18 protein-coding genes are annotated in these 24799 nt (G+C 68.4%); 9 read left to right on the forward strand and 9 right to left on the reverse strand.

Annotated elements, in window-relative coordinates:
* Nucleotides 1-2009 precede the first annotated feature (2009 nt).
* The 4 genes from hemF to FG323_RS12945 form a co-directional block, all read right to left on the reverse strand.
* A complete protein-coding gene (gene hemF, locus FG323_RS12930) occupies nt 2010-2921 on the reverse strand; it encodes an oxygen-dependent coproporphyrinogen oxidase (protein ID WP_141455090.1) in 912 nt (303 codons plus the stop codon).
* A 72-nt stretch (nt 2922-2993) separates the two neighbouring features.
* The gene (locus FG323_RS12935) at nt 2994-4544 is read right to left on the reverse strand and encodes a hypothetical protein (RefSeq protein ID WP_141455091.1); all 1551 of its coding nucleotides are present in this window, start codon (nt 4542-4544) and stop codon (nt 2994-2996) included.
* Nucleotides 4545-4602: 58 nt separating this feature from the next.
* Nucleotides 4603-5142, reverse strand: coding sequence for a hypothetical protein (locus FG323_RS12940; RefSeq protein WP_141455092.1), 540 nt, complete (start codon nt 5140-5142; stop codon nt 4603-4605).
* Nucleotides 5143-5147: 5 nt separating this feature from the next.
* Nucleotides 5148-7505 carry a S9 family peptidase gene (locus tag FG323_RS12945; protein WP_181444239.1) on the reverse strand — a complete coding sequence of 786 codons (2358 nt, stop codon included), beginning with the start codon at nt 7503-7505 and terminating at the stop codon, nt 5148-5150.
* A gap of 182 nt (nt 7506-7687) precedes the next feature.
* Between FG323_RS12945 and FG323_RS12950 the strand changes: the two genes are divergently transcribed.
* Together FG323_RS12950 and FG323_RS12955 are read left to right on the forward strand one after the other, a co-directional pair.
* On the forward strand, nt 7688-7945 hold the full coding sequence (locus FG323_RS12950; protein ID WP_141455094.1) for a YcgL domain-containing protein: 258 nt from the start codon (nt 7688-7690) through the stop codon (nt 7943-7945).
* Nucleotides 7938-11231, forward strand: coding sequence for an ankyrin repeat domain-containing protein (locus tag FG323_RS12955; RefSeq protein WP_141455095.1), 3294 nt, complete (start codon nt 7938-7940; stop codon nt 11229-11231). Before FG323_RS12950 ends, FG323_RS12955 begins: the two co-directional genes overlap by 8 nt.
* Nucleotides 11232-11265: 34 nt before the next feature.
* Here FG323_RS12955 and FG323_RS12960 read toward each other — a convergent pair whose 3' ends face one another.
* On the reverse strand, nt 11266-13089 hold the full coding sequence (locus FG323_RS12960) for a monovalent cation:proton antiporter-2 (CPA2) family protein (RefSeq protein WP_141455096.1): 1824 nt from the start codon (nt 13087-13089) through the stop codon (nt 11266-11268).
* Nucleotides 13090-13154: 65 nt separating this feature from the next.
* Between FG323_RS12960 and FG323_RS12965 the strand changes: the two genes are divergently transcribed.
* From FG323_RS12965 to FG323_RS12980, 4 genes are all read left to right on the forward strand, one after another.
* The gene (locus tag FG323_RS12965; RefSeq protein ID WP_141455097.1) at nt 13155-14009 is read left to right on the forward strand and encodes an energy transducer TonB; all 855 of its coding nucleotides are present in this window, start codon (nt 13155-13157) and stop codon (nt 14007-14009) included.
* A gap of 32 nt (nt 14010-14041) precedes the next feature.
* Nucleotides 14042-14824 carry a TonB family protein gene (locus tag FG323_RS12970; protein WP_141455098.1) on the forward strand — a complete coding sequence of 261 codons (783 nt, stop codon included), beginning with the start codon at nt 14042-14044 and terminating at the stop codon, nt 14822-14824.
* Nucleotides 14825-14883: 59 nt separating this feature from the next.
* On the forward strand, nt 14884-15765 hold the full coding sequence (locus tag FG323_RS12975) for a TonB family protein (RefSeq protein WP_255470172.1): 882 nt from the start codon (nt 14884-14886) through the stop codon (nt 15763-15765).
* 143 nt (nt 15766-15908) lie between these two features.
* Entirely contained in the window at nt 15909-16787 is an 879-nt protein-coding gene (locus tag FG323_RS12980; protein WP_141455099.1) for a protein tonB, read from the forward strand.
* A gap of 62 nt (nt 16788-16849) precedes the next feature.
* On the opposite strand, the gene FG323_RS12985 is transcribed toward FG323_RS12980, so the two are convergent.
* The 4 genes from FG323_RS12985 to trxA all read right to left on the reverse strand — a co-directional run bounded on the left by FG323_RS12985 (nt 16850) and on the right by trxA (nt 21168).
* Nucleotides 16850-17848 carry a cyclase family protein gene (locus FG323_RS12985; protein ID WP_141455100.1) on the reverse strand — a complete coding sequence of 333 codons (999 nt, stop codon included), beginning with the start codon at nt 17846-17848 and terminating at the stop codon, nt 16850-16852.
* A 118-nt stretch (nt 17849-17966) separates the two neighbouring features.
* Complete coding sequence (locus FG323_RS12990) at nt 17967-18875, reverse strand: LysR family transcriptional regulator (RefSeq protein ID WP_141455101.1); 909 nt, start codon at nt 18873-18875, stop codon at nt 17967-17969.
* A gap of 70 nt (nt 18876-18945) precedes the next feature.
* Nucleotides 18946-20634, reverse strand: a complete 1689-nt coding sequence (rho, locus tag FG323_RS12995) for a transcription termination factor Rho (protein ID WP_141455102.1) — start codon at nt 20632-20634, stop codon at nt 18946-18948.
* A gap of 192 nt (nt 20635-20826) precedes the next feature.
* Nucleotides 20827-21168 (reverse strand): thioredoxin TrxA, encoded by a 342-nt coding sequence (gene trxA, locus FG323_RS13000; protein ID WP_141455103.1) that lies wholly within the window; start codon nt 21166-21168, stop codon nt 20827-20829.
* 225 nt (nt 21169-21393) lie between these two features.
* Here trxA and rhlB point away from each other — a divergent pair, with 225 nt between their 5' ends.
* The 3 genes from rhlB (at nt 21394) to ftsX (ending at nt 24797) form a co-directional block, all read left to right on the forward strand.
* A complete protein-coding gene (rhlB, locus tag FG323_RS13005) occupies nt 21394-23082 on the forward strand; it encodes an ATP-dependent RNA helicase RhlB (protein WP_141455104.1) in 1689 nt (562 codons plus the stop codon).
* A gap of 90 nt (nt 23083-23172) precedes the next feature.
* On the forward strand, nt 23173-23859 hold the full coding sequence (gene ftsE / locus FG323_RS13010; protein ID WP_141455105.1) for a cell division ATP-binding protein FtsE: 687 nt from the start codon (nt 23173-23175) through the stop codon (nt 23857-23859).
* Nucleotides 23856-24797, forward strand: coding sequence for a permease-like cell division protein FtsX (ftsX, locus tag FG323_RS13015; protein ID WP_141455106.1), 942 nt, complete (start codon nt 23856-23858; stop codon nt 24795-24797). The genes ftsE and ftsX overlap by 4 nt, the downstream gene beginning before the upstream one ends.
* The last annotated feature ends 2 nt before the right edge of the window (nt 24798-24799 follow it).

Raw genomic sequence — 24799 nt, forward strand, 5'->3', positions numbered from 1 at the left:
GACGGAGGCCGGGATTCGGGATTAGGGATTAGGCGAATCGCCCTGCTTTTACCTCCCCCTTTGCAAAAGGGGGATTGAGGGGGATTTGCTCTCGGCGCCAGGAGCAAGCGCTTCTCAACAGCCGGATGGCGGGTCAAAGGGGCTATCCGACGGAGGCCGGGATTCGGGATTAGGGATTAGGCGAATCGCCCTGCTTTTACCTCCCCCTTTGCAAAAGGGGGATTGAGGGGGATTTGCTCTCGGCGCCAGGAGCAAGCGCTTCTCAACAGCCGGATGGCGGGTCAAAGGGGCTATCCGACGGAGGCCGGGATTCGGGATTAGGGATTAGGCGAATCGCCCTGCTTTTACCTCCCCCTTTGCAAAAGGGGGATTGAGGGGGATTTGCTCTCGGCGCCAGGAGCAAGCGCTTCTCAACAGCCGGATGGCGGGTCAAAGGGGCTATCCGACGGAGGCCGGGATTCGGGATTAGGGATTAGGCGAATCGCCCTGCTTTTACCTCCCCCTTTGCAAAAGGGGGATTGAGGGGGATTTGCTCTCGGCGCCAGGAGCAAGCGCTTCTCAACAGCCGGATGGCGGGTCAAAGGGGCTATCCGACGGAGGCCGGGATTCGGGATTAGGGATTAGGCGAATCGCCCTGCTTTTACCTCCCCCTTTGCAAAAGGGGGATTGAGGGGGATTTGCTCTCGGCGCCAGGAGCAAGCGCTTCTCAACAGCCGGATGGCGGGTCAAAGGGGCTATCCGACGGAGGCCGGGATTCGGGATTAGGGATTAGGCGAATCGCCCTGCTTTTACCTCCCCCTTTGCAAAAGGGGGATTGAGGGGGATTTGCTCTCGGCGCCAGGAGCAAGCGCTTCTCAACAGCCGGATGGCGGGTCAAAGGGGCTATCCGACGGAGGCCGGGATTCGGGATTAGGGATTAGGCGAATCGCCCTGCTTTTACCTCCCCCTTTGCAAAAGGGGGATTGAGGGGGATTTGCTCTCGGCGCCAGGAGCAAGCGCTTCTCAACAGCCGGATGGCGGGTCAAAGGGGCTATCCGACGGAGGCCGGGATTCGGGATTAGGGATTAGGCGAATCGCCCTGCTTTTACCTCCCCCTTTGCAAAAGGGGGATTGAGGGGGATTTGCTCTCGGCGCCAGGAGCAAGCGCTTCTCAACAGCCGGATGGCGGGTCAAAGGGGCTATCCGACGGAGGCCGGGATTCGGGATTAGGGATTAGGCGAATCGCCCTGCTTTTACCTCCCCCTTTGCAAAAGGGGGATTGAGGGGGATTTGCTCTCGGCGCCAGGAGCAAGCGCTTCTCAACAGCCGGATGGCGGGTCAAAGGGGCTATCCGACGGAGGCCGGGATTCGGGATTAGGGATTAGGCGAATCGCCCTGCTTTTACCTCCCCCTTTGCAAAAGGGGGATTGAGGGGGATTTGCTCTCGGCGCCAGGAGCAAGCGCTTCTCAACAGCCGGATGGCGGGTCAAAGGGGCTATCCGACGGAGGCCGGGATTCGGGATTAGGGATTAGGCGAATCGCCCTGCTTTTACCTCCCCCTTTGCAAAAGGGGGATTGAGGGGGATTTGCTCTCGGCGCCAGGAGCAAGCGCTTCTCAACAGCCGGATGGCGGGTCAAAGGGGCTATCCGACGGAGGCCGGGATTCGGGATTAGGGATTAGGCGAATCGCCCTGCTTTTACCTCCCCCTTTGCAAAAGGGGGATTGAGGGGGATTTGCTCTCGGCGCCAGGAGCAAGCGCTTCTCAACAGCCGGATGGCGGGTCAAAGGGGCTATCCGACGGAGGCCGGGATTCGGGATTAGGGATTAGGCGAATCGCCCTGCTTTTACCTCCCCCTTTGCAAAAGGGGGATTGAGGGGGATTTGCTCTCGGCGCCAGGAGCAAGCGCTTCTCAACAGCCGGATAACGGTCAAGGGGCTGGAAGAACGGGGGCACCGCCGGTTGGCGGATGCAAGGCACTTGAGAGGGATCTGTCATCGGGCACGGCAGCGGGCGCGCCCGACACCCGACTCACCCCAGTTCGTTCAACCAGTCGCGCGGGCGCAGATAGTCGTGCAGGCGCTGCTCGGCGCTGCCGGTTTCCGGCTGGTAGCCGTATTCCCAACGCACATAGGGCGGCAGGCTCATCAGGATCGATTCGGCGCGACCGCCGCTCTGCAGGCCGAACAGGGTGCCACGGTCATAGACCAGGTTGAATTCCACGTAGCGGCCGCGACGGTACAGCTGGAATTCGCGTTCGCGCTCGCCGTACGGCGTGTCCTTGCGGCGCTCGACGATCGGCAGGTAGGCATCGAGGAAGCCGTCGCCGACCGCGCGCAGGTAGGCGAAGTCATGTTCGAAGTCCCGCCCCAGATCGTCGAAGAACAGGCCGCCGACGCCACGCGTCTCGCCGCGGTGCTTCAGGAAGAAATACTCGTCGCACCAGTGCTTGTGCGCGGCATAGCGCTCGGCGCCGCCGAAGGGTCCGCACAGATCGCGCGCGGTGCGGTGCCAGTGCAGCACGTCCTCGTCGAACGGGTAGAACGGGGTCAGATCGAAGCCGCCGCCGAACCACCACGCCACCGCCTGGCCGTCGCGCTCGGCGCGGAAGTGGCGAACGTTGGCGTGGGTGGTGGGCAGATACGGATTGCGCGGGTGGAACACCAGCGAGACGCCGACCGCGCGCCACGAGGCACCGGCCAGTTCGGGACGATGCGCGGAAGCCGAGGGTGGCAACTTGCTGCCGGAAACGTCTGAAAAGCCGATGCCGGCCTGTTCGAACACGCCACCGCCGCGCAGCACGCGGGTACGGCCGCCACCGCCTTCGGGCCGGCTCCACGGATCTTCCTGGAAGCGAGCCTGGCCGTCAGCGGCCTCGATGGCGGCGCAGATGCGATCCTGCAGATCGGTAAGATAGTCGCGGACGGGCGTGATGTCGTTCATGCCCGTCATTCTAACGGCGAGCCGCCACCGCCGTCCTTTGCCGGCGAACGTACGGTGGCATCGCGGGGCTCCTCAGGGAGCCGCTTCGCTTTCTTCCGGAGCGTCCTCGCCGGCTTCCCGTTCCAGTTCGCGCAATGCATCCTGGAGCGCGCGGCCGACACCCATCTGTTCCCAGTTGGACGTTTCCAGCACGTCGCAGGCGACATGGCGTTCGTCCCTGGCGCATACGGCCCGCATCGATTCGATGACCGCGTCATCGCCGGTTTCCGCATAGGCCCGGACCAGGTTCTCGCAGCCCACGCGCACGCCGGCCGCGCAGATGCGCAGGTAATGTGGCTGGGCGCCGGCCCAGTCGCCCTCCAGCGCCCGCAGGTGCCCCAGCGCGTTGCAGCCCTGCAGCTTGCCGGCCTTGCAGCAGGCTTCGGCACCGCCGGCCTGGCTGATGGCGGGGCAATCCTCGACCAGCGGGTGCTCGACGAACTGGCGCGGCGGCGCGCAGCGATCCGCGCCGCCTTCACCGCGCTCGTAGACCGCGTAGCGGTTCCAGCTGTCCAGGCCGAGCAGGCGATCACCGCCAATCGGCTTGAACACGAAATCGCCGCCCTTGTCGTGGCGAATGCGGATCAGGCCGTTCTCCAGGCGCGCACGCATGACGCTGCCGAAGCCGCCTTCAACCCGTCCGGCATCGCCGAAGCCGAGTTCGGACATCAGACCGCTTTCCGCCGCGTACGCACCGCAGGGCAAGGCGGTGGCCGGCGCAGCGCGCAGGTCCGCCGCGACCAGCGCCGCCAGCGGCGCCGCCTTGCCGCAGGCGTCCTTGTCGCCGCCGCGTTCGCAGGCGAGGGTGAGCGCTGCGCGCGCGTCCAGGTAGCGTCCGGCGTTCCACAGCTTCTCCGCCGCCACGCCGCAGACCTTGGCTGAACCGCTGCGGTGGCAGAGCGCCAGACTGCGATCCAGATGCGGCCCGGACAACGGAAGGTCGTCGGCATACATGCCCTTGAAGGCATCGGCGAACGCGCGCGTCATCGCTTCCTTGGCCTTGGCCTCGCAGGCGGCTTCGGAGAAGGCCGGATGGCCTTCCATGCACTCCGGTGGCGCCTCTTCCGCCACGGCATCGCCGCGCGATGCCTGATCGGCAGCTTCCTGGAAGCCTTCAATCAGCGCCACGCAGGCGAACGGCAGGGCTTCCTGTTCGCACCAGCGCGCCAGGGTCGGCTCATCGGCCTCGGTCCGGGCCTCGAAGCAGCCGGCCAGATCCGCGCGGCAGCCGCCGTTGGGCGCTGGCGGAGGCGTCGCGCACTGCGCGGATTGCGCCAGCGTGTAGACCTCGTCCATTTCCGTGCGCAGCGCGCGGCCGCCGTTTTCCGGCGTCCAGGTTTCGGAGTAGGCGCTTTCCAGATCGTAGGCGGTGAGGTTGTCGCCGGCCTGAGCGTAGGCCAGCGGACGCGGCGCCTGGTACGCGGTGTGTTCGGTCGCGGTGGCCGTCGTCTCGATGCGCAGCTCCCGACTGCCGTCGGCATTGCGGTAGACACCGCAGGCGGGCGACGCGGCCAGCGCCAGGGTGGGAAAGCCAATCAGGAGGGCGCCGGCAATCCGCGCGGTCAGCATCCATGCTCGTGACATGAACAAACGCTCGTCGTGGGGGACGCCAAGTATATCGGCGCCGCGTGGAACCCGAACGTCAGCGGAACTCCGCGCGCACGGCGGGCGTGCACAATTTCCACACGATGGCGCCGTGCAGGATTCCGACCAGCAGCGCGGCGGCGTACATCGCCATTCGCATGGCGGCCTGCAGGTTGGCCAGCAGCGGATCCACGCTGGCGGGATCGAGCCCGGCCCGTGCATTGAGATCCGCCAGCAGCCGGTCGAAGGCGAAGGCGCCGGCCAGCGTCAGCAAGGCGCCGCCAGCGAGCAGGACGATGAAACCGAAGCGGCCCCATTCACGGCGCTGCAACAGGCCCCACGAGGCCACCGCCAGCAGCACCGATGACAACAGCGACGCCAGCAGCAACAGGCCCAGGTGATCGAACATCCACAGCAGCGACGGCGGCAGTGCGACCCCGGACCCGCCGGCGGTCAGCGCGTCCAGCAGGCCCTGGTCCGCCGGGCTGGCGGCGAACATCGCCCACTGCAGGAGTCCGGTCAGCACGCCCACCAGCGCCAACGCGAGCGAAAGCCACGCGGTGATGGTGACGAACTGGGAACGCGGCGCGGCTGGCATGACTCTTACTTCAGGTTGTTCTCGAACAGCTTCAGCACGCGCTTGTATTCGTCCAGCCAGGAATCGGCACGGGTGAAGCCGTGCCGCTCCAGCGGATATGGCGCGAGTTCCCAGTTGTCCTTGTGCAGTTCGATCAGTTTCTGGGTGAGCACCACCGAATCGCGGAAGAACACGTTGTCGTCGATCATGCCGTGCGCGATCAACAGGTGATCCTGCAGCCCGGCGGCGTATTCGATCGGCGAGGAGGTGCGGTAGGCCTGCGGATCCAGCTCCGGGGTGTTGAGGATGCCGGAGGTGTATTCGTGGTTGTACTGGGTCCAGTCGACCACCGGACGCAGCGCGGCGCCGGCCTTGAACACGCCCGGCTTGCGGAACAGCGCCATGAAGGTCATGAAGCCGCCGTAGGAACCGCCGTAGATGCCGGCGCGGTCGCGATCGCCCTGGCGGGTCTCGACCAGCCAGTCCAGGCCGTCCAGGTAGTCCTCCAGTTCCGGATGGCCCATGTTGCGGTAGATCGCGGTGCGCCAGTCGCGGCCATAACCCTCGCTGGCGCGGTAGTCCAGATCCAGCACGATGTAGCCGCGCTGCACCAGCAGGTTGTGGAACATCTGCTCGCGGAAGTAGGTGGGGTAGCGATGGTGCACGTTCTGCAGGTAGCCGGCGCCGTGCACGAACATCACGATCGGATAGCGCTTGCCCGGCTCCAGCGTCTTCGGCCCGTAGTACTTGCCCCACACCTGGCCCGCGCCGTGCTTCGACGGCACCTGCACGATTTCCGGCTGGATCCATTCACGCGCCTTGAAGGCCGGCGTGCGGGTGTCGGTGAGCGCGGTCGGCGTGCCGCCGGCCGCATCGACCACCGACAGCTGGGTCGGCACGTAGGCGCTGGAATGGCTGACCAGCACGCGCCGATCATCGGGCGACAGCGCGAAGCGCTCCACGCCGTCCAGCGCGGTGACCTCGCTGACCTGGTCGCCGGCCAGATCCAGCCGGCAGATTTCGTAGTCGGCGGGATTGGCGCGATTGCACAGGAAGAAGAAGGCGCTGCCGTCGGTGGTCGGCACCGGCGAGGTCACTTCCCAGCGGCCGCTGGTGCGCTGGCGCGGCTTGCCGTTGCCCTGGACGGTGTACAGGTGCGAATAACCGGACTGTTCGGACAGCAGCCACAGGCTGCCGTCGGGCAGCCAGCCGAATTCATTGTTGTTCCAGTTGATCCAGGCCGGATCGCTCAACCGGTGGCGCGGCTGCAGGCGCGCGCCGGCCAGATCCACCGTGGCGATCCAGCGGTCCTTGTTGTCGATCGAATGCAGTTGCACCGCGACCTGGCGGCCGTCGTCGCTCCAGGTGATCGCGGGGGTGGATTCGCTTTCGATCCGTAGCGGGCGGTTGCCCTTGAGCGGATCCTTGCCCGCCGCCTTGCGCAGCGCGGCCAGCGGATCCTCGGAGATGCCGGGCAGCGCGTCGTAGGCCAGCGGCCGGACGCTGCCCGCCGCCACGTCGACCAGCCACAGCGACTGCGGCACCGGGTCGTTGCGGCCCACGCGGGTGCGCACGCTCTGGAATTCCTCGTAGCCGGATTCGGTGACGTACATCGGCATCTTGCCTTCCTGGCCTTCGTCAGCGCCCTTGGCCTGGGTCACCACCAGCGCCCAGCGGCCATCCGGCGACATCGCGCTGTCGGCGATGGTGACGTCGGCGCCCAGGTAGACCGGTGCCGGCGCGCGGCTGCCGTCGGCCTTGCGCCAGGCGTCGTCCTGCTGGCGCGCGGCATCGCGCAGGGCACGGTCCCGGGCCAGGGTTTCCAGCGTGCGCAGTTGCTGTTCGCGCAGCGCATCGGCCTTGGGCGCGCCATTGGGATCCTTTTCCGCGCGCAGGAGCAGCGCCTGGGCAGTGCCGCCCTGCGCAGTCCAGCGGTACCAGTCGTTGCCGCTGCGCCAGATCACCCCGCCGTCGCCGGCGAAGCGCGCCTGCGCCTCGGTGTCGTTGCTGCGGGTGAGCTGGGTCAGCGCGCCGCTGCGCAGATCGCGCAGGAACACGTCGCCGTTGCGCACGAACAGCATGCGCTGCCCGCGCGCGTCGAACTGCGGGTTCGGCGCATCCAGGCCACCGCGCTCGGCATCGCCGACGCGCTCGGCGGCGCGGCCGCCGGCGACGGCCTGTACGTAGGTATCGCGGCTGAGGCTGCCCGGCCGCTTGAGGTCGTACTGCACGCGCTGGCCATCCCAGGACCACCAGGTGCGTTCGACCGGCGGACCGATCCAGTCCGGATCCGCCATCACCTGTTCGATGGTGAGTGGCGTGGCTTCCTGCGCGGAAAGGGTTCCGGCGAGGGCCAACGAAAGCGGCAGGAGCAGGGCGGGCAGAACGTGGCGCATGGAGTTTCCGTTAGGCCGGTGTGAAAGGCTGCAAGCGTAGCAGCCATGGCGGTCGGCATCGCCCGCCGATGGTCATGCGAGGCCTGAAGGTGCAGGGTTTCCCCGCATTCGGGTTTCCTCCACAATCTCCGCCATTCCCTACTTTTCCACGGCAGGACGCGTACGCGCGGATGCAAGCCTTCGTTTACAAAAGCCTGCGCAAGGCGGACACCTACGTGTACCTGGCCGCGCGCGACGACTTCACCCGCCTGCCCGAACCGCTGCGCACCCAACTGGGCGACCTGAGCTTCGTGCTGGAAGTGGCGCTCACTCCCGAACGCAAACTGGCCCGGGAAGACGCCGGAGTGGTGCGCGGCAACCTCGCCGCGCGCGGATTCCACATCCAGTTCCCGCCGCAGCCGGACAGCGACGACTCCCCCGATGCCTGAGCCCGCAAGCCAACAACGCCGGCTGGCCGCGATCGCCGGTCTCCTGGGCGTGGCCCTGGCCGCACTGGGCTGGGCCGGTGGTCCGCTGGCGGCGCTGGGCGCCTGGCTGGCGCAGCCGGCGCTGGCGCTGGCCTGGTCGTGGCAGCGCGGCAGCCGGCCGCTGCCGGTGGCGCTGGACTGGCGCGAATCGCTGCCGGCCCTGCTGATCGCCTGGGGTGGCGCATTCGTGACCGTGGCGGTGCTGATTGCCTGGCCATTGTCGGCGCTGGGTGACAGTGGCAGCCTGCAAGCGGCGCTGGGTCTGAGCGCGGTGGTCGGCGTGCTGTTGATTGGCCTGTGGCGGACCTGGCCGCTGTGGCAGGGCATCGAGCGCGAACCGGGCAGCCTGGGCTGGCACTGGCGCGCGCTGGCCGAGCGGGATTTCCATGCCTGGCGCGGCCTGGGCGTCGCCGCGCTGGTGGCGCTGGCGATCGCCGGCGGCCTCGCGCTGGCATGGCCGGATCTGCTCCCGGCGCAAACGCGGCTGATCGTCGCTCCGATCTATGTGCTCGCGCTGCCGGCGCTGCACTGGGGCATCCAGTCCATCACCGCCGCGCGCGGCCTGCCGGTGGTGGAGATGGGCGCCGGCCTGCCGTCGGCGCAGGACATCGCGGTGTCCGCGCCGATCCATGAAGCGGATCTGGAACAGGCCCTGTTCGACGCCGCGCGTGGCGGACGGGTTGATCGCGCGCTCGAACTGCTGGAGGCCGGTGCCGATCCGCATGCGCTGCCGGCGTCGTCCTCGCGTGATCAGCGCAGCCTGCCGGTGCTGGCGGCGGTGCTGCCGGATTTGCGCCTGCTGCGTGCCCTGATCGGGCATGGCGTGGATCTCAACCACGCCCACGCCGGCATGACCCCGTTGCTGGCCGCCACGCGCGACAGCTGGCACGGCCGTCCGGATGCGGTGACCACCCTGCTGGCCAACGGTGCCGATCCGCGGGTCGCCGATGGCGACGGCAACACTCCGCTGCACCATGCCGCGCGCAGTTCCGATCCCGGCGTGGTCGCCTTGTTGCGCGACGCCGCCGCCGAGATCGACGCCATCAACCAGGATGGCCTGAGTCCGCTGGGCGTGGCCTGCGTGGCCGGTAACTGGCGCCTGGCCAAGTTCCTGCTCGAGCGTGGCGCGCGTCCCGAACCGGTCGGCGGGCAGCCGGTGCTGCTGGCCGCCGCCGCCACGGAGGAAGACGATCCGGCCGGCGTGCAGTTGCTGCTCAAGCACCGCGCCAAGGTCGATACCCGCGACGGCCAGCGCCGCAGCGCGCTGCACGAAGCCGCGCTCGCCGGCCACATCGACATCGTCAACACGCTGCTGGCCGCGGGCGCCGACGTGCATGCCCACGACGTGCAGGGGCGCACGCCGTGGCTGGAAGCCGCGCGTGGCGGCCGCATCGCGGTGCTGGAGCGACTGGCCGAAGCGGGCGTGGACGTGACCGTGATCGACGCCGAGCAACGCAACGCGGTTCGCGTGGCCTGCGCGTCCGAGAACGCCTCGCCGGCGCTGATCCGGCGCCTGCTGGATCTGGGTGTGGCGGCGGACCAGCCCGATGCACAGGGCCGGCGGGCGGTGGATCTGGCCGCAGAGGCCGGGCGCTGGGCGATCGTGTCCGCGCTGGATGCCGCCTATCCGCTGCCGTCGGCGGTAAGCGCCGGCGACGACGACCAGCCGCCGCCGGATCGCGCGCCGATCGCGCTGTTGCGGGATGGACTGCATGCGGATCGCCCGCGTGCCGAACTCGTGCCGCTGGCCCGGCTGGCATCGCGCCAGGAACTGGGTTCCCTGCTGCATGATCCCGAAATCGCCCTTTCGCCGCAGCGCCTGGAGTGGCTGCTGGCACAGGGCGCGGACGCCGATGCACTGGATCCGGCCGGTGACACACCGCTGTTCGCGCTGTTGTCGCGTGGCGGTGAAGCCATGGGCTCGGTGCAGGTCTTGCTGCGCCGCGCGGTATCCCCGGCGGGCGCGGGCGGATTGGCACGCTTCCTCGACGCCTGCGCGCGCGGCGAACAGATCGGGCGCGGATTGGAACAGTTCGGCTGTGATCTGCTGGAGCGCGGCGCCGATCCCTTCGCGGCTTCGCCGCTGGGCGATCCGCCGCTGGCGCTGGCGGTGCGGCTGGGCTGGTCGCGACTGCTGGACCGGCTGCTGGATATCGGCGTGGATCGCGAAGCCCGCGACAGCCACGGCATGACCGCGCTGCACCTGGCCGCGGCGCTGGGCCGCGAACTCGCGCTGCGCCAGTTGATCGCCAAGGGCGCATGTCCGGATTCGCGCGCCGCCGACGGCCAGACCCCGCTGGGCGTGGCCCTGGCCAGCGGCCGCCGTGATCTGGCCGACTGGCTGGACTGGCGTGGTTGGGCGTTGCCGCGCCGCGCGCTGCGGCCCGCCGATCTGCCGGCGGCGGCGATGGTCGGCGACGCCGACGCGGTGCGCCGCTTGCTGGATCTGGGATTCGCGGTGGATTCGCCGGACGCGCAGGGCTGCACCGCGCTGCTGCGCGCGGCCGGCGGCGGTCATCGCGCGGCGGTGGAACTGCTGCTGGCGCGCGGCGCGGATCCGCAGAGCGCGGCGAACACCGGCGCCACCCCGTTGTCGGCGGCGGTGAGCATGCGCCAGGCCGAGATCGTGGCCCTGCTGCTGCAGGCCGGCGCCGCACTGGAACACCGCCTGCCGGGCGGCGTGACCGTGCTGATGCTGGCGGCCGCGCTGGGATTGCCGGACATCGTCGCGCGCCTGCTGACCGCGGGCGCGAACGTGCATGCCGGCGACGCACAGGGCCTGACCCCGCTGCATTGCGCCGCGCTGTACGGTTTCACCTCACGCGACAAGCCACGCCTGGTCGCGCTGTTCGACACCCTGCTGCTGTCCGGCGCCGAACCCGATCAGGTTGCCGCCGGTGCGGTCACACCGCTGCTGCTGCTGCTGGGTGCGCGCGCCGAACCGGGCACCGCCTGCGACGAGGAGGTCGTGCTGGCCGGGGTCGAGCGCCTGCTCGATGAAGAGGTTTCCCTGGAAACCCAGGACCCGCGTGGCTTCGGCCCGCTGCACCTGGCTGCGCTGCATGGCCTGTTGCGGGTGGTCCAGCGGCTGCTGCGCGCGGGCGCGGATCCGGATCTGCGCGATGCCCTGAACCGCACCCCGCGCGAGATCGCGGTGATGCGCGGTTTCGTCGACGTGGCGGGCGAATTCGTGCCGGTGGCGCCCGGCGCCTCGATGGCCCGCTTCCTGCGCGAACCCGGCGGCTGAAGCCCGGTCTCCCGTCGCTTCCCGCGCGCGTCCCTCAGGTCGCGCGCGGCGCGGCATCCGTGGAGGGCGCGGACGTGTCGGCATCGCCGTCGCTGGCATCGGCCTCGAACAGTTTCTCCAGATCGCCGACGGCGTCGCGCGCGGTCTGCACCACGGCCGCGTCGTCGTCGTAGACCAGATATTGCGCGCGCAGCAGCTTCTCGTCGTGCTCGCGGAAACGCCGGGCCTGCTGGGCCGCCGCCTCCGGCGAACGCCCCAGCGCCACCAGCGTCTGTTCGGCCATTTCCAGGCTCGTGCCCAGCGTCTCGCGGAACGGCTCAGTGCTCAGATCCATCAGCCGCCACGCGTGCTGGCGGTTGCGCGCGCGCGCCAGCACCTTGGCGTTCGGATACATGCGGCGGATCAGCCGCACCGCCTTGATGTTGGTATCCGGGTCGTCCATCGCGATCACGAACACCCGGACGTGCTGCGCGCCGGCCGAGCGCAGCAGATCCGGCCGGGTGGGATCGCCGTAGTAGATGCGCGCGCCGCCGAACCGGCGCAGCGTGTCCACCGTCTCCGGGCTGTGTTCGAGGGCGACGAACGGGATCCGCTGCGAGGTCAGCACGCGCGCCACGATCTGGCCGAACCGCCCCATGCCGGCGATCAGCACCTGTGGCGTCTGGTCCGGGATGTCGTCGAAGGCACGCTGGTCCTGCACGGGCCGGGCGATGCCCGAGACCCAGCGCGAGATGCCCATCATCAGCAGCGGGGTCAGCGCCATCGATACACCCACGATGGCGACCAGGCGATCCCGCACGTCGGCGTCCAGCAGCTTCACGCGCGCGGCTTCGTTGAACACCACGAAGGCGAACTCGCCACCCAGCCAAAGCGCGCCACCGAGCATCAGCGCGCCACGCACGCCCAGCCGTCCGGGCCACAGTCCCAGCAGGAACAGGATCGCGAACTTCACCGTCAGCAGCACCAGCACGCCGGCGCTGATGATCTGCGGTTCGGCGACCACCCGATCCAGATCGATGTCCATGCCCACGGCGATGAAGAACAGGCCCAGCAGCAGGCCCTTGAAGGGTTCGATCTGCGATTCCAGCTCGTGCCGGAATTCCGAATCCGACAGCAGCACGCCGGCCAGGAACGCACCCAGCCCCGCGCTCAGCCCGGCCAGCTGCATGAACCAGGCCGTGCCCAGCACCACCAGCAGGGCGCTGGCGGTGAACACTTCCGGCATCCGCGTGCGTGCCACCACCCGGAACATGTGCCGCAGGACCAGTCGCCCGCCGAAGATGACGATCGCCATCGCGCCGATGGCCTGGAACACCATGGTCCAGGTCAGGGTCTCGTTCTTGGCTCCGCCCAGCAGCGGAATCGCCGCCAGCAACGGAATCGCCACCAGATCCTGGAACAGCAGGATGGCGAAGCCGAGCCGGCCGTGTTCGCTGGTCAGCTCCTTGCGCTCGGACAGCAGCTGCAGGCTGACCGCGGTCGAGGACAGCGCCAGGCCCAGGCCGATGACCAGCGAGGTTTTCCAGTGGTGTTCGGCCAGCAGGGCGATGCCGCCCAGCGCCAGCGCGGTCAGCAGGACCTGCAGGCCGCCGGCGCCGAACACCGGCTTGCGCATCACCCGCAGGCGCGAGGGCGACAGTTCCAGGCCGATGACGAACAGCATCATCACCACGCCGATTTCCGCCGCATCCAGGATCCGGTCCGCATCCCGGACCAGCGCCATGCCGTCCGGTCCCAGCACCACGCCGGCGACCAGGTAGGCCAGCACCGCGCCGATGCCCAGCCGCTTGAACACCGGTACCGCGATGACCGCGGCCAGCAGAAACACCAACGTCAGTTCCAGGCCGCTACCGTGCATGCATTCACCTCGGGGTCGAAGGACATTATGCAGGCAGCCCCCGCGACCCGGGCCGGCCGCGGCGATTGAAGCCGGCCACCACCCGCGCTAGGCTCGGCAGCGGTTCATCCAGGGAGCGGGAGATGAAGGGGATTTGGGGAATCGCACTGTGGCTGCTGGCCGCCCTGGCCCAGGCACAGACACAGACCGCGGAGCTGCGGATGCCGGTGAACGGGGAAATCGGCATCGACCCGGCGGGTTCCGTATTCGACTATCGCATCGACTCCGAACTGACGCCCGAGGTCAAGGCGTTGGTGGAGCGTTCGGTCCGACAATGGAAGTTCGAGCCGGTATTGCGTGGCGGAGTCGCCACCCATGCCAAGGCGCGCGTGCACCTGACCCTGATCGCGCACCAGGTGGACGGCGGATTCCAGCTGAAGGTGGAGGAGGCCCGCTTCTCGGGCTATCGCAAGACAGCGCTGATGAATCCGCCACGCTATCCGCCGGAAGCCGCCCGGGCCGGCATCAGTGGCGATGTGCTGGTGGCGGTGCGGGTCGACGCCCAGGGCAAGGTTGTTGACGCCGCCGCGGTGCAGAGCGCGTGGCCGTACGAGAAGATCAGCGAAAGCGCGATGCGTTACTGGGGCAAGGTACTGGAAAAGGCATCCGTTGATGCCGCCCGCAAGTGGCGGTTTGAACCGAGCGATCCCGCGCAATCCGAACCGGCCGATACCACGCTGGTGGTGCCGATCAGTTTTCGGGTGAACGCGCCCCTGGCCACGGGGGGATGGCGCCAGGAGTCGGCCGGACCCGCCAGGCCCATTCCCTGGCTGGAGCCCGCACAGCAGACCTTTGACGCGTCCGGATTGAAGCAGGGCGAAGTCCTGGCGCTGGACTACACGGTGAAACTGAAAACGTCCGTGGTGGGGACCGCGCTTTGAGCGGTTCCCGGGACCGACACGGAGATCGGTTGATGGACGGGAAGAGGGAGCGGGAGATGCAGAAACGGTGTTTGCGTCCGCAATCCAATCGGGTGCTGACGGCAATGCTGTTGATGGCCGGCACCCACGCCGCGTTGGCGGCGGGTCCCGCGGAAGAGGAGTTGGTCGTATTCCAGACCCGGGCCGCGGTGAGCATCGACGCGATGGGGCGTCCCACGGATATCCAGCTTCCGGAGCAGCTACCGGAGGCGGTGGCGTCCTTTGTCCGCAACCAGATCACGCAGTGGCGATTCCTCCCGCCTGATGTCGATGGACAGCCGCGCGCAGGCAAGACCTTCCTCACATTGGGTGCGTGCGCCGCACCGGTAGCGGATGGCTATCAGTTGGCGATCGACTACAAGGGCGCCGGGCCTGGCGCGCCGCGACCGGACGGGAGGTCGCCGCCGCCGCAGTACCCGCTCGAAGCGGTGAAGCAACAGGTCGGCGGCAGGGGGCTGGTGCAGTTCCTGGTAGAACCGGATGGCAGCGTCACGCTGGAAACTGTCGAGTTCAAGCCGGCACGCAGCCAGCGCCTGTTCCAGCAGGCCATCGAGGATTGGGTGGAGCAGCTGCGTTTCATGCCGGAAGAAGTGGACGGAAAGCCGGTCCGGACCCGAATGAGGATGCCCTTGCACTTCGAACGCCGCTTGCGCGGGACAGTGGCGGCGAACGCGAAGGCCGACAAGCCCGAGTGCACCGCACTGATGAAACAGGGCGACGAGCAGCGCCCAGTGGCCTTGGATTCGCCTTTCAGGCGGCTGGAAGGAGGAGGCTGAGTCGTCATGGTGGATATGCAGGCGTTCCGGTGTCGGACGAATAGCGGAGGAGCAACGTCATGATCATGGAAATGCGCGGAATGGGCCGATGGCTGGCGATCGCATTGCTGCTCGGTATCGCCTGCGCGGCGGTTGCCGGTATCAAGGAAGTCCGCGCGCAGGTCGAGGCCAGCATGCTGGTGACCGGCGTGGTCATCATCGAGCCGGACGGCACGGTGGCGGAACTGGATCTCGATCAACGCGAGAAACTGCCATCGGCCGTGGCCGATCTGATCGACAAGGCCGCCATGAGCTGGAAGTTCGAACCGATCCTGGTCGATGGCGTCGCGCGCCGCGGCAAGGCGCGGATGAGCTTGCGGGTGGTGGCCAACAAGTTGCCGAATGGCGACTTCCAGGTGGCGCTGCGCGGTGGCCATTTCGGCGACGAGGCGATCAGTCCGGAAGAGCGCCAGAAGCGCAATGACTCCGTGCGGAGCGTCAAGCTCTTGCCGCCCGCCTATCCGGGAGGCGCGGCGCGCGCGGGCGCACAGGGCACCGTGTATCTGGTGGTGAAGGTGGCGCGCGATGGCACGGTTGCGGATGTGATCGCCGAACAGGTCAATCTGGGCTTTGTCGGCAACGAGCGATTGATGCAGCAGGCCCGTGACGCGTTCTCCGAGTCGGCCCTGGCGGTGGCGAAGAAATGGATCTTCCGGCCGCCAACGGAAGGAGCGGAGGCAGCGGCGCCGTTCTGGCTGGTGCGGGTGCCCGTGGATTACAAGATGCCCGGGAAGAAAGCGCCGGGCTACGGCCGGTGGGAGGTCTATGTTCCGGGCCCCCGCCAGAGTGCGCCGTGGATGCAATCGGAGCATGGCGAGGACGACGCTCCGGACGCCATGGTGGCCGGCGGCGTCTACGAGATCGGCAAGGGCCGGCGCCTGCTCACGCCGCTGTCGGGCTGAGTGTTGCCTGGCCTTGGACGCGGAGATGCTCCGTTAGCCGGGGCGTTCGCGCAATTTCCCGTGACCTGCGGGAATGTCAATGTTAATTGAAGGCGGTTTCCTCGCCCGCTAGGCTCGATGGCGGATCATTCGAGGAACTTGCGATGAAAGGAACATTGGCAATCGCGCGCGCTTGCCTGTGCGTCGCGGCACTGCTGATCAGCGGCGCTGCCAGTGCGGCGTTGAGCATCAAGGAGATCAGGAAGCAGACCGAGGCCAGCATGCTGGTGACCGGCTGGGTGATCATTGAAGCCGACGGCACGGTTGGCCGGCTCGATATCGATCAGCGGGAGAAGTTGCCGAAAGCGGTTGCGGAGTTGATCGAGAAGGCCTCGGGCAGTTGGAGGTTCGAACCGGTCGTGATTGATGGCCATCCTCGGCGTGGCAAGGCGAGGATGAGCTTGCGGGTGGTGGCCAACCGGCTCGAGGATGGCAACTACCGGGTGGCGCTGACCGGTGGCCACTTTGGTGACGAAGCGGATCCGGAAAAGCTCCGGCAGCGCGCTGACTCGGTTCGCTCCCTTCAGATGACGCCACCGCGTTTTCCGGAGAATGCCGTGCGCATGGGCGCGCGCGGCAGCGTGTACCTGGTGATCAAGGTGGAGCGGGACGGTTCGGTCGGCGACGTGCTTGCCGAGCAGGTCAACCTGGGTACTGTCGGCAACGAACGCCAGATGCAGCAGATGCGCAAATGGCTTTCGGAAGCGGCGTCGACGGCGGCCAGGCGCTGGCGATTCCAGCCGCCCACCGAAGGCGACACCGCCAACGCCCCGTTCTGGCAGGTTCGCGTACCGGTGGATTTCCTCTTCCGGGGCGAAAAGATGCCCGATTACGGCGAATGGCGCGCGTACATTCCCGGGCCTCGCCAGAGCGTGCCCTGGATGGAATCGCAGGACGATGCGTGCGTGCCGGATGCGCTGGTGGCCGGGGAGGTGTACGAGATCGGCAAGGGCCGGCGCCTGCTCACGCCGCTGTCGGGCTGAGGTAAGCAGGTACGGAACGCCCGCATTACGGGGGCGTTCCGGTAACGCCGGTACGCGCGCGACTATCGCAACGGCAGTGCGATCGGTCGCAACGGCGCCGCGTCGCCACCCCGGATCTTCAGCGGACCGCCGATGAAGGCGAACTCGTAGACCTTGTCGCGCGACAACTCGTCCAGGGCGATCAGCTCGATGATCGGCACGCCCTGCTCGGCCAGCAGGTAGGTGTGCAGCGGAACGTAGGCGTCAGGTTCCTGCGAGGGAAAGGTCTCGAAGCTCAGGTTGTCGGCGCCGACCACCATCGCCCCGCTATCCTCGACCAGGTAGCGCGCCGCGTCCAGGCTCATGCCTGGAGGATTGGCCATATAGGCGCCCGGCTGGTCGAACAGGCGCATCCGGCCAGTGCGGATCAGCACGACGTCGCCGCGTTGCAGCTTCACCTTCTGCTTCGCCAGCGCCGCCTGCAAATCCGCGCGGGTGATGCGGTACTGATCCGGCAGCATCTCCACGCCCTTGGCGGCGGCGACGTCGACCAGCACGCCGCGCGCGATCAGATTCGGGAATTTCTCGATGCCGGCCTTGCGCCAGCCACGATCGCCCAGGTGTTCGTCGGCGCTGAAGCCATTCCAGATCCGCCCGTGCAGGCCGAAATGGTTGAGCGCGTCGATGTGGGTGCCGGTATGGCTGTACATCGAGAATGCGGTGCCGGTGTAGCTGGTGCTGGCGTTGAGCGCATCGCCCACGCCCATCGGATCGTCGACGGCGGTGCCGCGCGGCGTGTGGGTCATCCAGAACTGGTAGTGCGGATCGCCCGCGCCCTGCCAGCTGGGCATGCCGATGTAGTAGTCGGTCGCCAGGTCGTAGGCGCGGCGGCCATCGACGCGCGACAGGATCGCGGCGCGCGACTCGGGCGTGATCAGGTTGAGACGGCCGATTTCGTCGCCGGGGCCCCAGGGGCTGGTGCCGACCTCGCCGGCATGGCCGGTCGCGGCGGCGGACAGGGAAGCGGCCAGCAGCGCGGACAGGGCCAGACGACGCAGGGGATGGGGAAGGGAAGCACTCATGTTGCGGGAATCCTTGTGGAGGGGGCGCCTGTACAGCAGGCGGCCCGGGGATTCCCAGCTTGAGCGCGTGGCTGGCGGTGAAAAATGCCCCGCGCGTGCGGACAGTTTTCGCTGCCGGTTACGAATCGCTCGCCAGCAGGGGTGGAAGCGCCTGGGCGAGGAAATCGACGAAGACCTGCACCTTGGGCGGCAGGTGCCGCGTGGTGGGATAGATCGCATACACCTGCCGGGACGGATAACCGCAGGCCGGCAGGACGCGCCGCAGTCGGCCGTCGGCGATGGCCGGTGCGGCCAGGAACGAAGGCAGCGCGCCGATGCCAAGGCCCGCGCACAACAGATCACGCAGCATCAGGCTGTTGTTGACGACGGTGCGCGCCGGCGGCAGCGCCACCCGCGTCGTTCCTTCGGGGCCCTGCAATTGCCAGCTGTCGGGCGTGTCGGCCAGCGCATAGGCGAGCACATCGTGTTCCTGCAGATCGGAAGGCGCACCTGGCACGCCGCGCCGCTGCAGATAGTCCGGCGAAGCGCACAGCATCTGCTGGACCGTGCCGAGCCGGCGCGCGATCAGCGAGGAATCCTCCAGCGTGCTGCGCACGCGCAGGGACACATCGAAGCCGGTGCCGATCACGTCGAGCACACGATCGTCCAGCGCCAGATCCAACTTCAGCCGCGGATGCCGGGCCAGGAAATCCCCGAGCAGCGGCGACAGCACGGCCAGGCCGAACGAGGTCGGTGCGTTGACCCGCAGGCGTCCCTCGACCTGCCCGACCTGCGCGCGCAACGCGTGCTCGACCCGATCCATTTCGTCCAGCAGCCGGCTGCATTCGGCGAAGTAGACCTGCCCGGCGTCGGTCAGGCTCATCCGGCGGGTGGTCCGCTGCAGCAGCACCGCGCCCAGGTGTTCCTCCAGTTGCCGGATCTGCTTGCTCAGGCCGGCCGCGGACGCGCCCAGATCCTCGGCGGCGCGGGCGAAGCCGCCCAGTTCGACAACCCGCCGGAAGGCGCGCATCGCGTTGAGTTGATCCATGGCGGTATCGGGAGAGGAGGCTGGAAATGAAAACGCCGGCGTGGGCCGGCGTTTTCGTCTTGCTGGGGGTTCAGCGCTTCATCGAAGCGAAGAACTCGTCGTTGGACTTGGTGTTCTTCATCTTGTCCAGCAGGAATTCCATCGCGGCGATTTCGTCCATCGGATGGAGCAGCTTGCGCAGGATCCAGATCTTCTGCAGCAGTTCCGGCTCGATCAGCAGGTCCTCACGGCGGGTGCCGGAGCGGTTGATGTCGATGGCCGGGTAGACGCGCTTCTCGGTGATGCGGCGGTTCAGGTGCACTTCGCTGTTGCCGGTGCCCTTGAACTCTTCGTAGATCACCTCGTCCATCTTGCTGCCGGTTTCGACCAGCGCGGTGGCGATGATGGTCAGCGAGCCGCCTTCCTCGACGTTGCGCGCGGCGCCGAAGAAGCGCTTCGGACGGTGCAGGGCGTTGGCGTCCACGCCGCCGGTCAGCACCTTGCCGGAGCTGGGCACGACGTTGTTGTAGGCGCGGGCCAGGCGGGTGATCGAGTCGAGCATGATCACCACGTCCTTCTTGTGCTCGACCAGGCGCTTGGCGCGCTCGATCACCATCTCGGCGACCTGCACGTGGCGGGCGGCGGGCTCGTCGAAGGTCGACGACACCACTTCACCGCGGACGGTGCGCTGCATCTCGGTGACTTCTTCCGGACGCTCGTCCACCAGCAGCACGATCAGGTGCACGTCCGGGTGGTTGGTGGTGATGGCGGTGGCGATCTGCTGCATCATGATCGTCTTGCCGGCCTTGGGCGGCGACACGATCAGCGCGCGCTGGCCCTTGCCCTGCGGCGCCATCAGGTCGAGGATGCGGCCGGCGATGTCCTCCGACGAACCGTTGCCGCGCTCCAGGGTGAAGCGGCGACGCGGGAACAACGGGGTCAGGTTCTCGAACAGCACCTTGTTCTTCGACGCTTCCAGCGGCTCGCCGTTGATGGTGTCGATGGTCGACAGCGCGAAGTAGCGCTCGCCATCCTTCGGGAAGCGGATGCGGCCGGACAGGTGGTCGCCGGTGCGCAGGTTGAAGCGGCGGATCTGGCTGGGGCTGATGTAGACGTCGTCCGGGCCGGCCAGGTAGCTGGCCTCGGCCGCGCGCAGGAAGCCGAAGCCGTCCGGCAGGATTTCCAGCACGCCGTCGGCGGCCACGCCTTCGCCGTGGCGGGTCAGCACCTTCAGCAGGGCGAAGATGACGTCCTGTTTGCGGGCGCGGGCCACGCCTTCCTGGATGTTCAGCTGCTCGGCGATTTCCAGCAGCTTGGGCGCCGGCATGCGCTTGAGGTCGCCCAGCGAGTACTGCGGGAAGCCTTCCGGGACGCTCGGCATCTGGCGCGGGACGTAATTCTCGTTGCCGCCGTTGCCGTCGCCGGGCATGCCGTCGTTGTAGCGGTCGCGGCCGCGCTCGCGGTCACGGCGGTTACGGAAGCGGTCGCGGCGGTTGTTGTTGTTGAAGCGGTTGCCGTCGCGCTGGTCGCGCGGCTCGCCATCCCCCTGGCCCTGCTGCTGGCCGCCGCCGGTGTCGGCGGCGCCTTCCGGCTGGATGGGCGCGGCGGCGCGCGGCGCTTCGACGGCAGGAGCCGGAGCGGGCGGCGGGGGCGGCGCGGCGGGGGCCGGCGCTTCGGCCGGAGGAGCCGCGCTGGCGGCTTCGGGGGCGGATTTGGCGACGCGCGGCTTACGCACGCGCTTCTCGGCGGGGGCGCCGGTTTCGTTGCTGCTGTCGGACAAAGTGCGATTCCTCGCTATGGCGAGCGCCGGCTCGAACGCGCGGCGGCGGGTGAAGGAGTGTGGGTGACTCAGAAGGGTGCGGCGCAGAAAAGGCGCCGGATGTGCGGACACTAGCACCGCGCTGCGGCGACGGCAAGCGCCGGGCCGCAGCGGGTTCGCACGGGTTCAGCCGGGGCGCCCGGCCGGACCGGCTCAGGCGGTCTGGGCGCCGAGCGTCTTGTCGATCATCTGGGTCAGCTGGCCCTTGCCGACCGCGCCGACCTGGGTCGCCTGGACCTGGCCGTCCTTGAACAGCAGCAGCAGCGGGATGTTGCGGACGTGGTACTTGATGGCGGTGGCGCGGTTCTCGTCCACGTTGAGCTTGACCACCTTCAGGCGGCCGTCATAGGTCTCGGCCAGTTCGTCCAGGACCGGGGCGATCATCTTGCACGGACCACACCATTCGGCCCAGAAATCGACCAGGACCGGTTCACCGGATTGCAGAACGGCGGCCTCGAAATCGGCGTCGCCGACATGGGTTACTTTTTCGCTCACTGGGTTCTCCTGCGGAGCCGCGGCGGGCCGCGGACGGATGGGAGGCCGGGGACGGCCACCTCTTTGGGGTAAACTGGGGCGTTCCGCGGCCAGATCAAGTCATTCCTGGCGGCCGCGCGATCCGGCTTTGGGGGCGCAGTTTGCGACGCCGCCGACGGCGATGCAAGCACGAGCAGTCCCTATATCAGTCGCGCCAACGGAACACTGCGGCGCAAAGAAGAAAGCATGAGCGACAAACCTTTAACCGACATTACCTTTGCCTCGTTCGACCTGCATCCGGCCCTCCTGGCCGGGTTGGAGAACGCCGGTTTTTCACGCTGCACCCCCATTCAGGCGCTGACCCTGCCGGTGGCGCTGGCCGGGCGCGATGTCGCCGGCCAGGCCCAGACCGGCACCGGCAAGACCCTGGCGTTCCTGGTCGCGGTGATGAACCGCCTGCTGTCGCGGCCGGCGCTGGCTGAGCGCAAGCCGGAAGACCCGCGCGCGCTGATCCTGGCGCCGACCCGCGAACTGGCCATCCAGATCCACAAGGACGCGGTGAAGTTCGGCGCCGACCTGGGCCTGCGCTTCGCGCTGGTGTATGGCGGCGTGGACTATGACAAGCAGCGCGAACTGCTGCAGCAGGGCGTGGACGTGATCATCGCCACCCCCGGCCGCCTGATCGACTACGTCAAGCAGCACAAGGTCGTCTCCCTGCACGCCTGCGAGGTCTGCGTGCTGGACGAGGCCGACCGCATGTTCGACCTGGGCTTCATCAAGGACATCCGGTTCCTGCTGCGGCGGATGCCGATCCGCACGGAGCGCCAGACCCTGCTGTTCAGCGCCACCCTCAGCCACCGCGTGCTGGAGCTGGCCTATGAACACATGAACGAGCCGGAGAAGCTGGTGGTGGAGGCCGAGACGGTCACCGCCGCGCGGGTGCGCCAGCGCATGTACTTCCCGGCCGACGAGGAGAAAATCCCGCTGCTGCTGGGCCTGCTGTCGCGCAGCGAGGGCGCGCGCACCATGGTGTTCGTCAACACCAAGGCGTTCGTCGAGCGGGTCGCGCGCGCGCTGGAGCGCGCCGGCTACCGGGTCGGCGTGCTGTCCGGCGACGTGCCGCAGAAGAAGCGCGAGACCCTGCTCAACCGCTTCCAGAAGGGCCAGCTGGAAATCCTGGTCGCCACCGACGTGGCCGCGCGCGGCCTGCACATCGACGGCGTCTCGCACGTCTACAACTACGACCTGCCGTTCGATGCCGAGGACTACGTCCACCGCATCGGCCGCACCGCGCGCCTGGGCGCCGAGGGCGACGCGATCAGCTTCGCCTGCGAGCGCTACGCGATGTCGCTGCCCGACATCGAGGCCTACATCGAGCAGAAGATTCCGGTCGAGGCGGTCACCGCCGAGGTGCTGACCGCGCTGCCGCGCCCCGAGCGCGCGCCGGTGGCAGGCGGCGAAGGCGAGGAAGACGAAAGCATCGGCCAGATTTTCCGCGAGGCGCGCGAACAGCGCAGCGCCGAGGAACAGCGCCGTGGCGGCGGTGGCCGTCGCAGCGGTGGCGGCAGTGGCAGCGGTGGTGGCCGTGGCCGGGGTGAGCGCCGCGAAGGCGGGCAGGGCGAGCGCAAGCCGCGTGCTCCGCGTCCGCCGCGTGCGGACAATGCGCCGGCCGCCGCGCCGGCGCCCGCCGAGCGTCCGCCGCGTCCCGAGGGCGAGCGCGCCCCGCATCCGGAACGTGCCGAGGGCGAACGCGGTCCGCGCAAGCGCCGCCGTCGCCGTCATGGCCGTCCGGTGGAAAACGCCGACGCCGGCATCGCCACGTCCACGCCCGCCGCCGGCAAGCCCGCGGCGAACGCGCCCGTCGCCGGCAAGCACGACAAGCCGTCGTTCTTCAGCCGTCTGGGCCGCAAGTTGAAGTCGCTGGTCGGCGGCTGACGCCGACCCGGTGCCCGGCATCGCCTCCGCGTCGATGCCGGCGTCACCCGGGCATCGCTTCCGCGTTCGGCGCTCCGGCATAATCGCCGCATGAGCGTGCTTCGATTCGAAAACGTCAGCAAGCAGTATCCCGGCGGACACACCGCCCTGTCGGAGGTCAGCTTCGAAGTGGCCGAGGGCGAGATGCTGTTCGTCACCGGCCATTCCGGCGCCGGCAAGAGCACGCTGCTCAAGCTGATCCACCTGAGCGAACGGCCGAGCCGCGGCGCGGTCGTGTTCGCCGGCCGCAACCTGCTGAAGGTGCGCGGCGGACGCATACCGCTGCATCGCCGCGAGGTGGGCGCGGTCCACCAGGACCACCGCCTGCTGACCGATCGCACGATCATGGAGAACGTCTCGCTGCCGCTGATCCTGCGCGGCGAGCGGCGCGCCGACGTGCAGAAGCGGGTCCGCGAAGTGCTTGCCCGGCTGGGCCTGGGCCATCGCGAGAAGGCGCTGCCGACCCAGCTGTCGGCCGGTGAACAGCAGCGCGTGGGCATCGCCCGGGCGATCGTCGCCGAGCCCAAGCTGCTGGTGGCCGACGAACCGACCGGCAATCTCGACCCCACCCTGGCGGCGGAAATCATGGAACTGTTCGCCTCCATGCCCGAACGCGGCACCAGCGTGCTGGTGGTGAGCCACGACCTGGCCCTGCTCAAGCGCATGCGCAAGCGCGTGCTGGTGCTGGACCACGGCCAACTGGTCGACGACATCTCGCCCGCGGACCTGGCCGAATGAACGACAGCAACCGCTTCTCGCGTCCGCGCTCGGGCTTCGGCATCTGGCTGGACCAGCATCTCTACAGCTTCGTTTCCAGCCTCGGTCGGCTGGTGCGCCGGCCCTGGGCCACCGTGTTGACGATCGGGGTGATGGCGGTGGCGTTCGTGCTGCCGCTGGGCCTGTGGCTGGCGTTGTCCAATGTCGAGCAGTTCGCCGGTGACGTCAGCGATTCGCGCGAGATCGACGTCTTCCTCAAGCTCGACGTGCCGGTGCCGCGCGCGCAGGTGCTGGCGGTCCAGTTGGGCGGCCGCGCCGACGTGGCCAGGGTCGAACTGCGCACGCCCGAACAGGGACTGGCCGAGTTCCGCGAGCGCAGCGGCCTGGGCGCCAGCCTGGACGCGCTGGAAGGCAACCCGCTGCCGACCCTGCTGCAGATTACCCCGCGGGGCGACGAAACCGGATTGGTGGCGACGCTCCGGCGCCTGCCCGAGGCCGACCTTGTCCAGCACGATGCGCAATGGCGGGATCGCCTGCGCGGCTGGCTGGGTTTCGGCGAGCGCCTGGTCTGGGTGCTCGCCGCGCTGTTCGGCATCGGCGCGCTGCTGGTCGTGGGCAACACGGTGCGCCTGGACATCCAGTCGCGACGCGAGGAAATCGGCGTGTTGCAACTGCTGGGCGCCACAGACGGATTCATCCGCCGGCCCTTCATCTACCTGGGCGCCTGGTACGGCCTGGTGGCCGGGGCCATCGCGCTGGGCCTGCTGATCGCCGCCGCGGCCGCGCTGCAGGCGCCACTGGCGACCCTGGCGCAGAGCTACGGCAGCCGCTTCGCCCTGGCCGGACTGGATCCGCTGCGCGCCATCGCCGTGCTGGCCGGAGCGACGGTGATCGGCTGGCTGGGGGCATGGCTGGTGACCGGGCACTTCTTGCGGCAGACTCGCCCGACCGCCACCTGACC

Origin of the sequence: Pseudoxanthomonas sp. z9 (genome assembly GCF_006542425.1) — a bacterium.
Lineage (GTDB): Bacteria > Pseudomonadota > Gammaproteobacteria > Xanthomonadales > Xanthomonadaceae > Pseudoxanthomonas_A.

Excerpts from the sequence above, each read along its gene's own strand:
- FG323_RS12955 (WP_141455095.1), top strand. The coding sequence starts at position 7,938 with ATGCCTGAGCCCGCAAGCCAACAACGCCGGCTGGCCGCGATCGCCGGT.
- hemF (WP_141455090.1), bottom strand. The coding sequence starts at position 2,921 with ATGAACGACATCACGCCCGTCCGCGACTATCTTACCGATCTGCAGGAT.
- FG323_RS12975 (WP_255470172.1), top strand. The coding sequence starts at position 14,884 with ATGATCATGGAAATGCGCGGAATGGGCCGATGGCTGGCGATCGCATTG.
- FG323_RS12980 (WP_141455099.1), top strand. The coding sequence starts at position 15,909 with ATGAAAGGAACATTGGCAATCGCGCGCGCTTGCCTGTGCGTCGCGGCA.
- rhlB (WP_141455104.1), top strand. The coding sequence starts at position 21,394 with ATGAGCGACAAACCTTTAACCGACATTACCTTTGCCTCGTTCGACCTG.
- FG323_RS12985 (WP_141455100.1), bottom strand. The coding sequence starts at position 17,848 with ATGAGTGCTTCCCTTCCCCATCCCCTGCGTCGTCTGGCCCTGTCCGCG.
- FG323_RS12940 (WP_141455092.1), bottom strand. The coding sequence starts at position 5,142 with ATGCCAGCCGCGCCGCGTTCCCAGTTCGTCACCATCACCGCGTGGCTT.
- FG323_RS12990 (WP_141455101.1), bottom strand. The coding sequence starts at position 18,875 with ATGGATCAACTCAACGCGATGCGCGCCTTCCGGCGGGTTGTCGAACTG.
- FG323_RS12950 (WP_141455094.1), top strand. The coding sequence starts at position 7,688 with ATGCAAGCCTTCGTTTACAAAAGCCTGCGCAAGGCGGACACCTACGTG.
- FG323_RS12935 (WP_141455091.1), bottom strand. The coding sequence starts at position 4,544 with ATGTCACGAGCATGGATGCTGACCGCGCGGATTGCCGGCGCCCTCCTG.
- ftsE (WP_141455105.1), top strand. The coding sequence starts at position 23,173 with ATGAGCGTGCTTCGATTCGAAAACGTCAGCAAGCAGTATCCCGGCGGA.
- FG323_RS12970 (WP_141455098.1), top strand. The coding sequence starts at position 14,042 with ATGGACGGGAAGAGGGAGCGGGAGATGCAGAAACGGTGTTTGCGTCCG.
- FG323_RS12960 (WP_141455096.1), bottom strand. The coding sequence starts at position 13,089 with ATGCACGGTAGCGGCCTGGAACTGACGTTGGTGTTTCTGCTGGCCGCG.
- ftsX (WP_141455106.1), top strand. The coding sequence starts at position 23,856 with ATGAACGACAGCAACCGCTTCTCGCGTCCGCGCTCGGGCTTCGGCATC.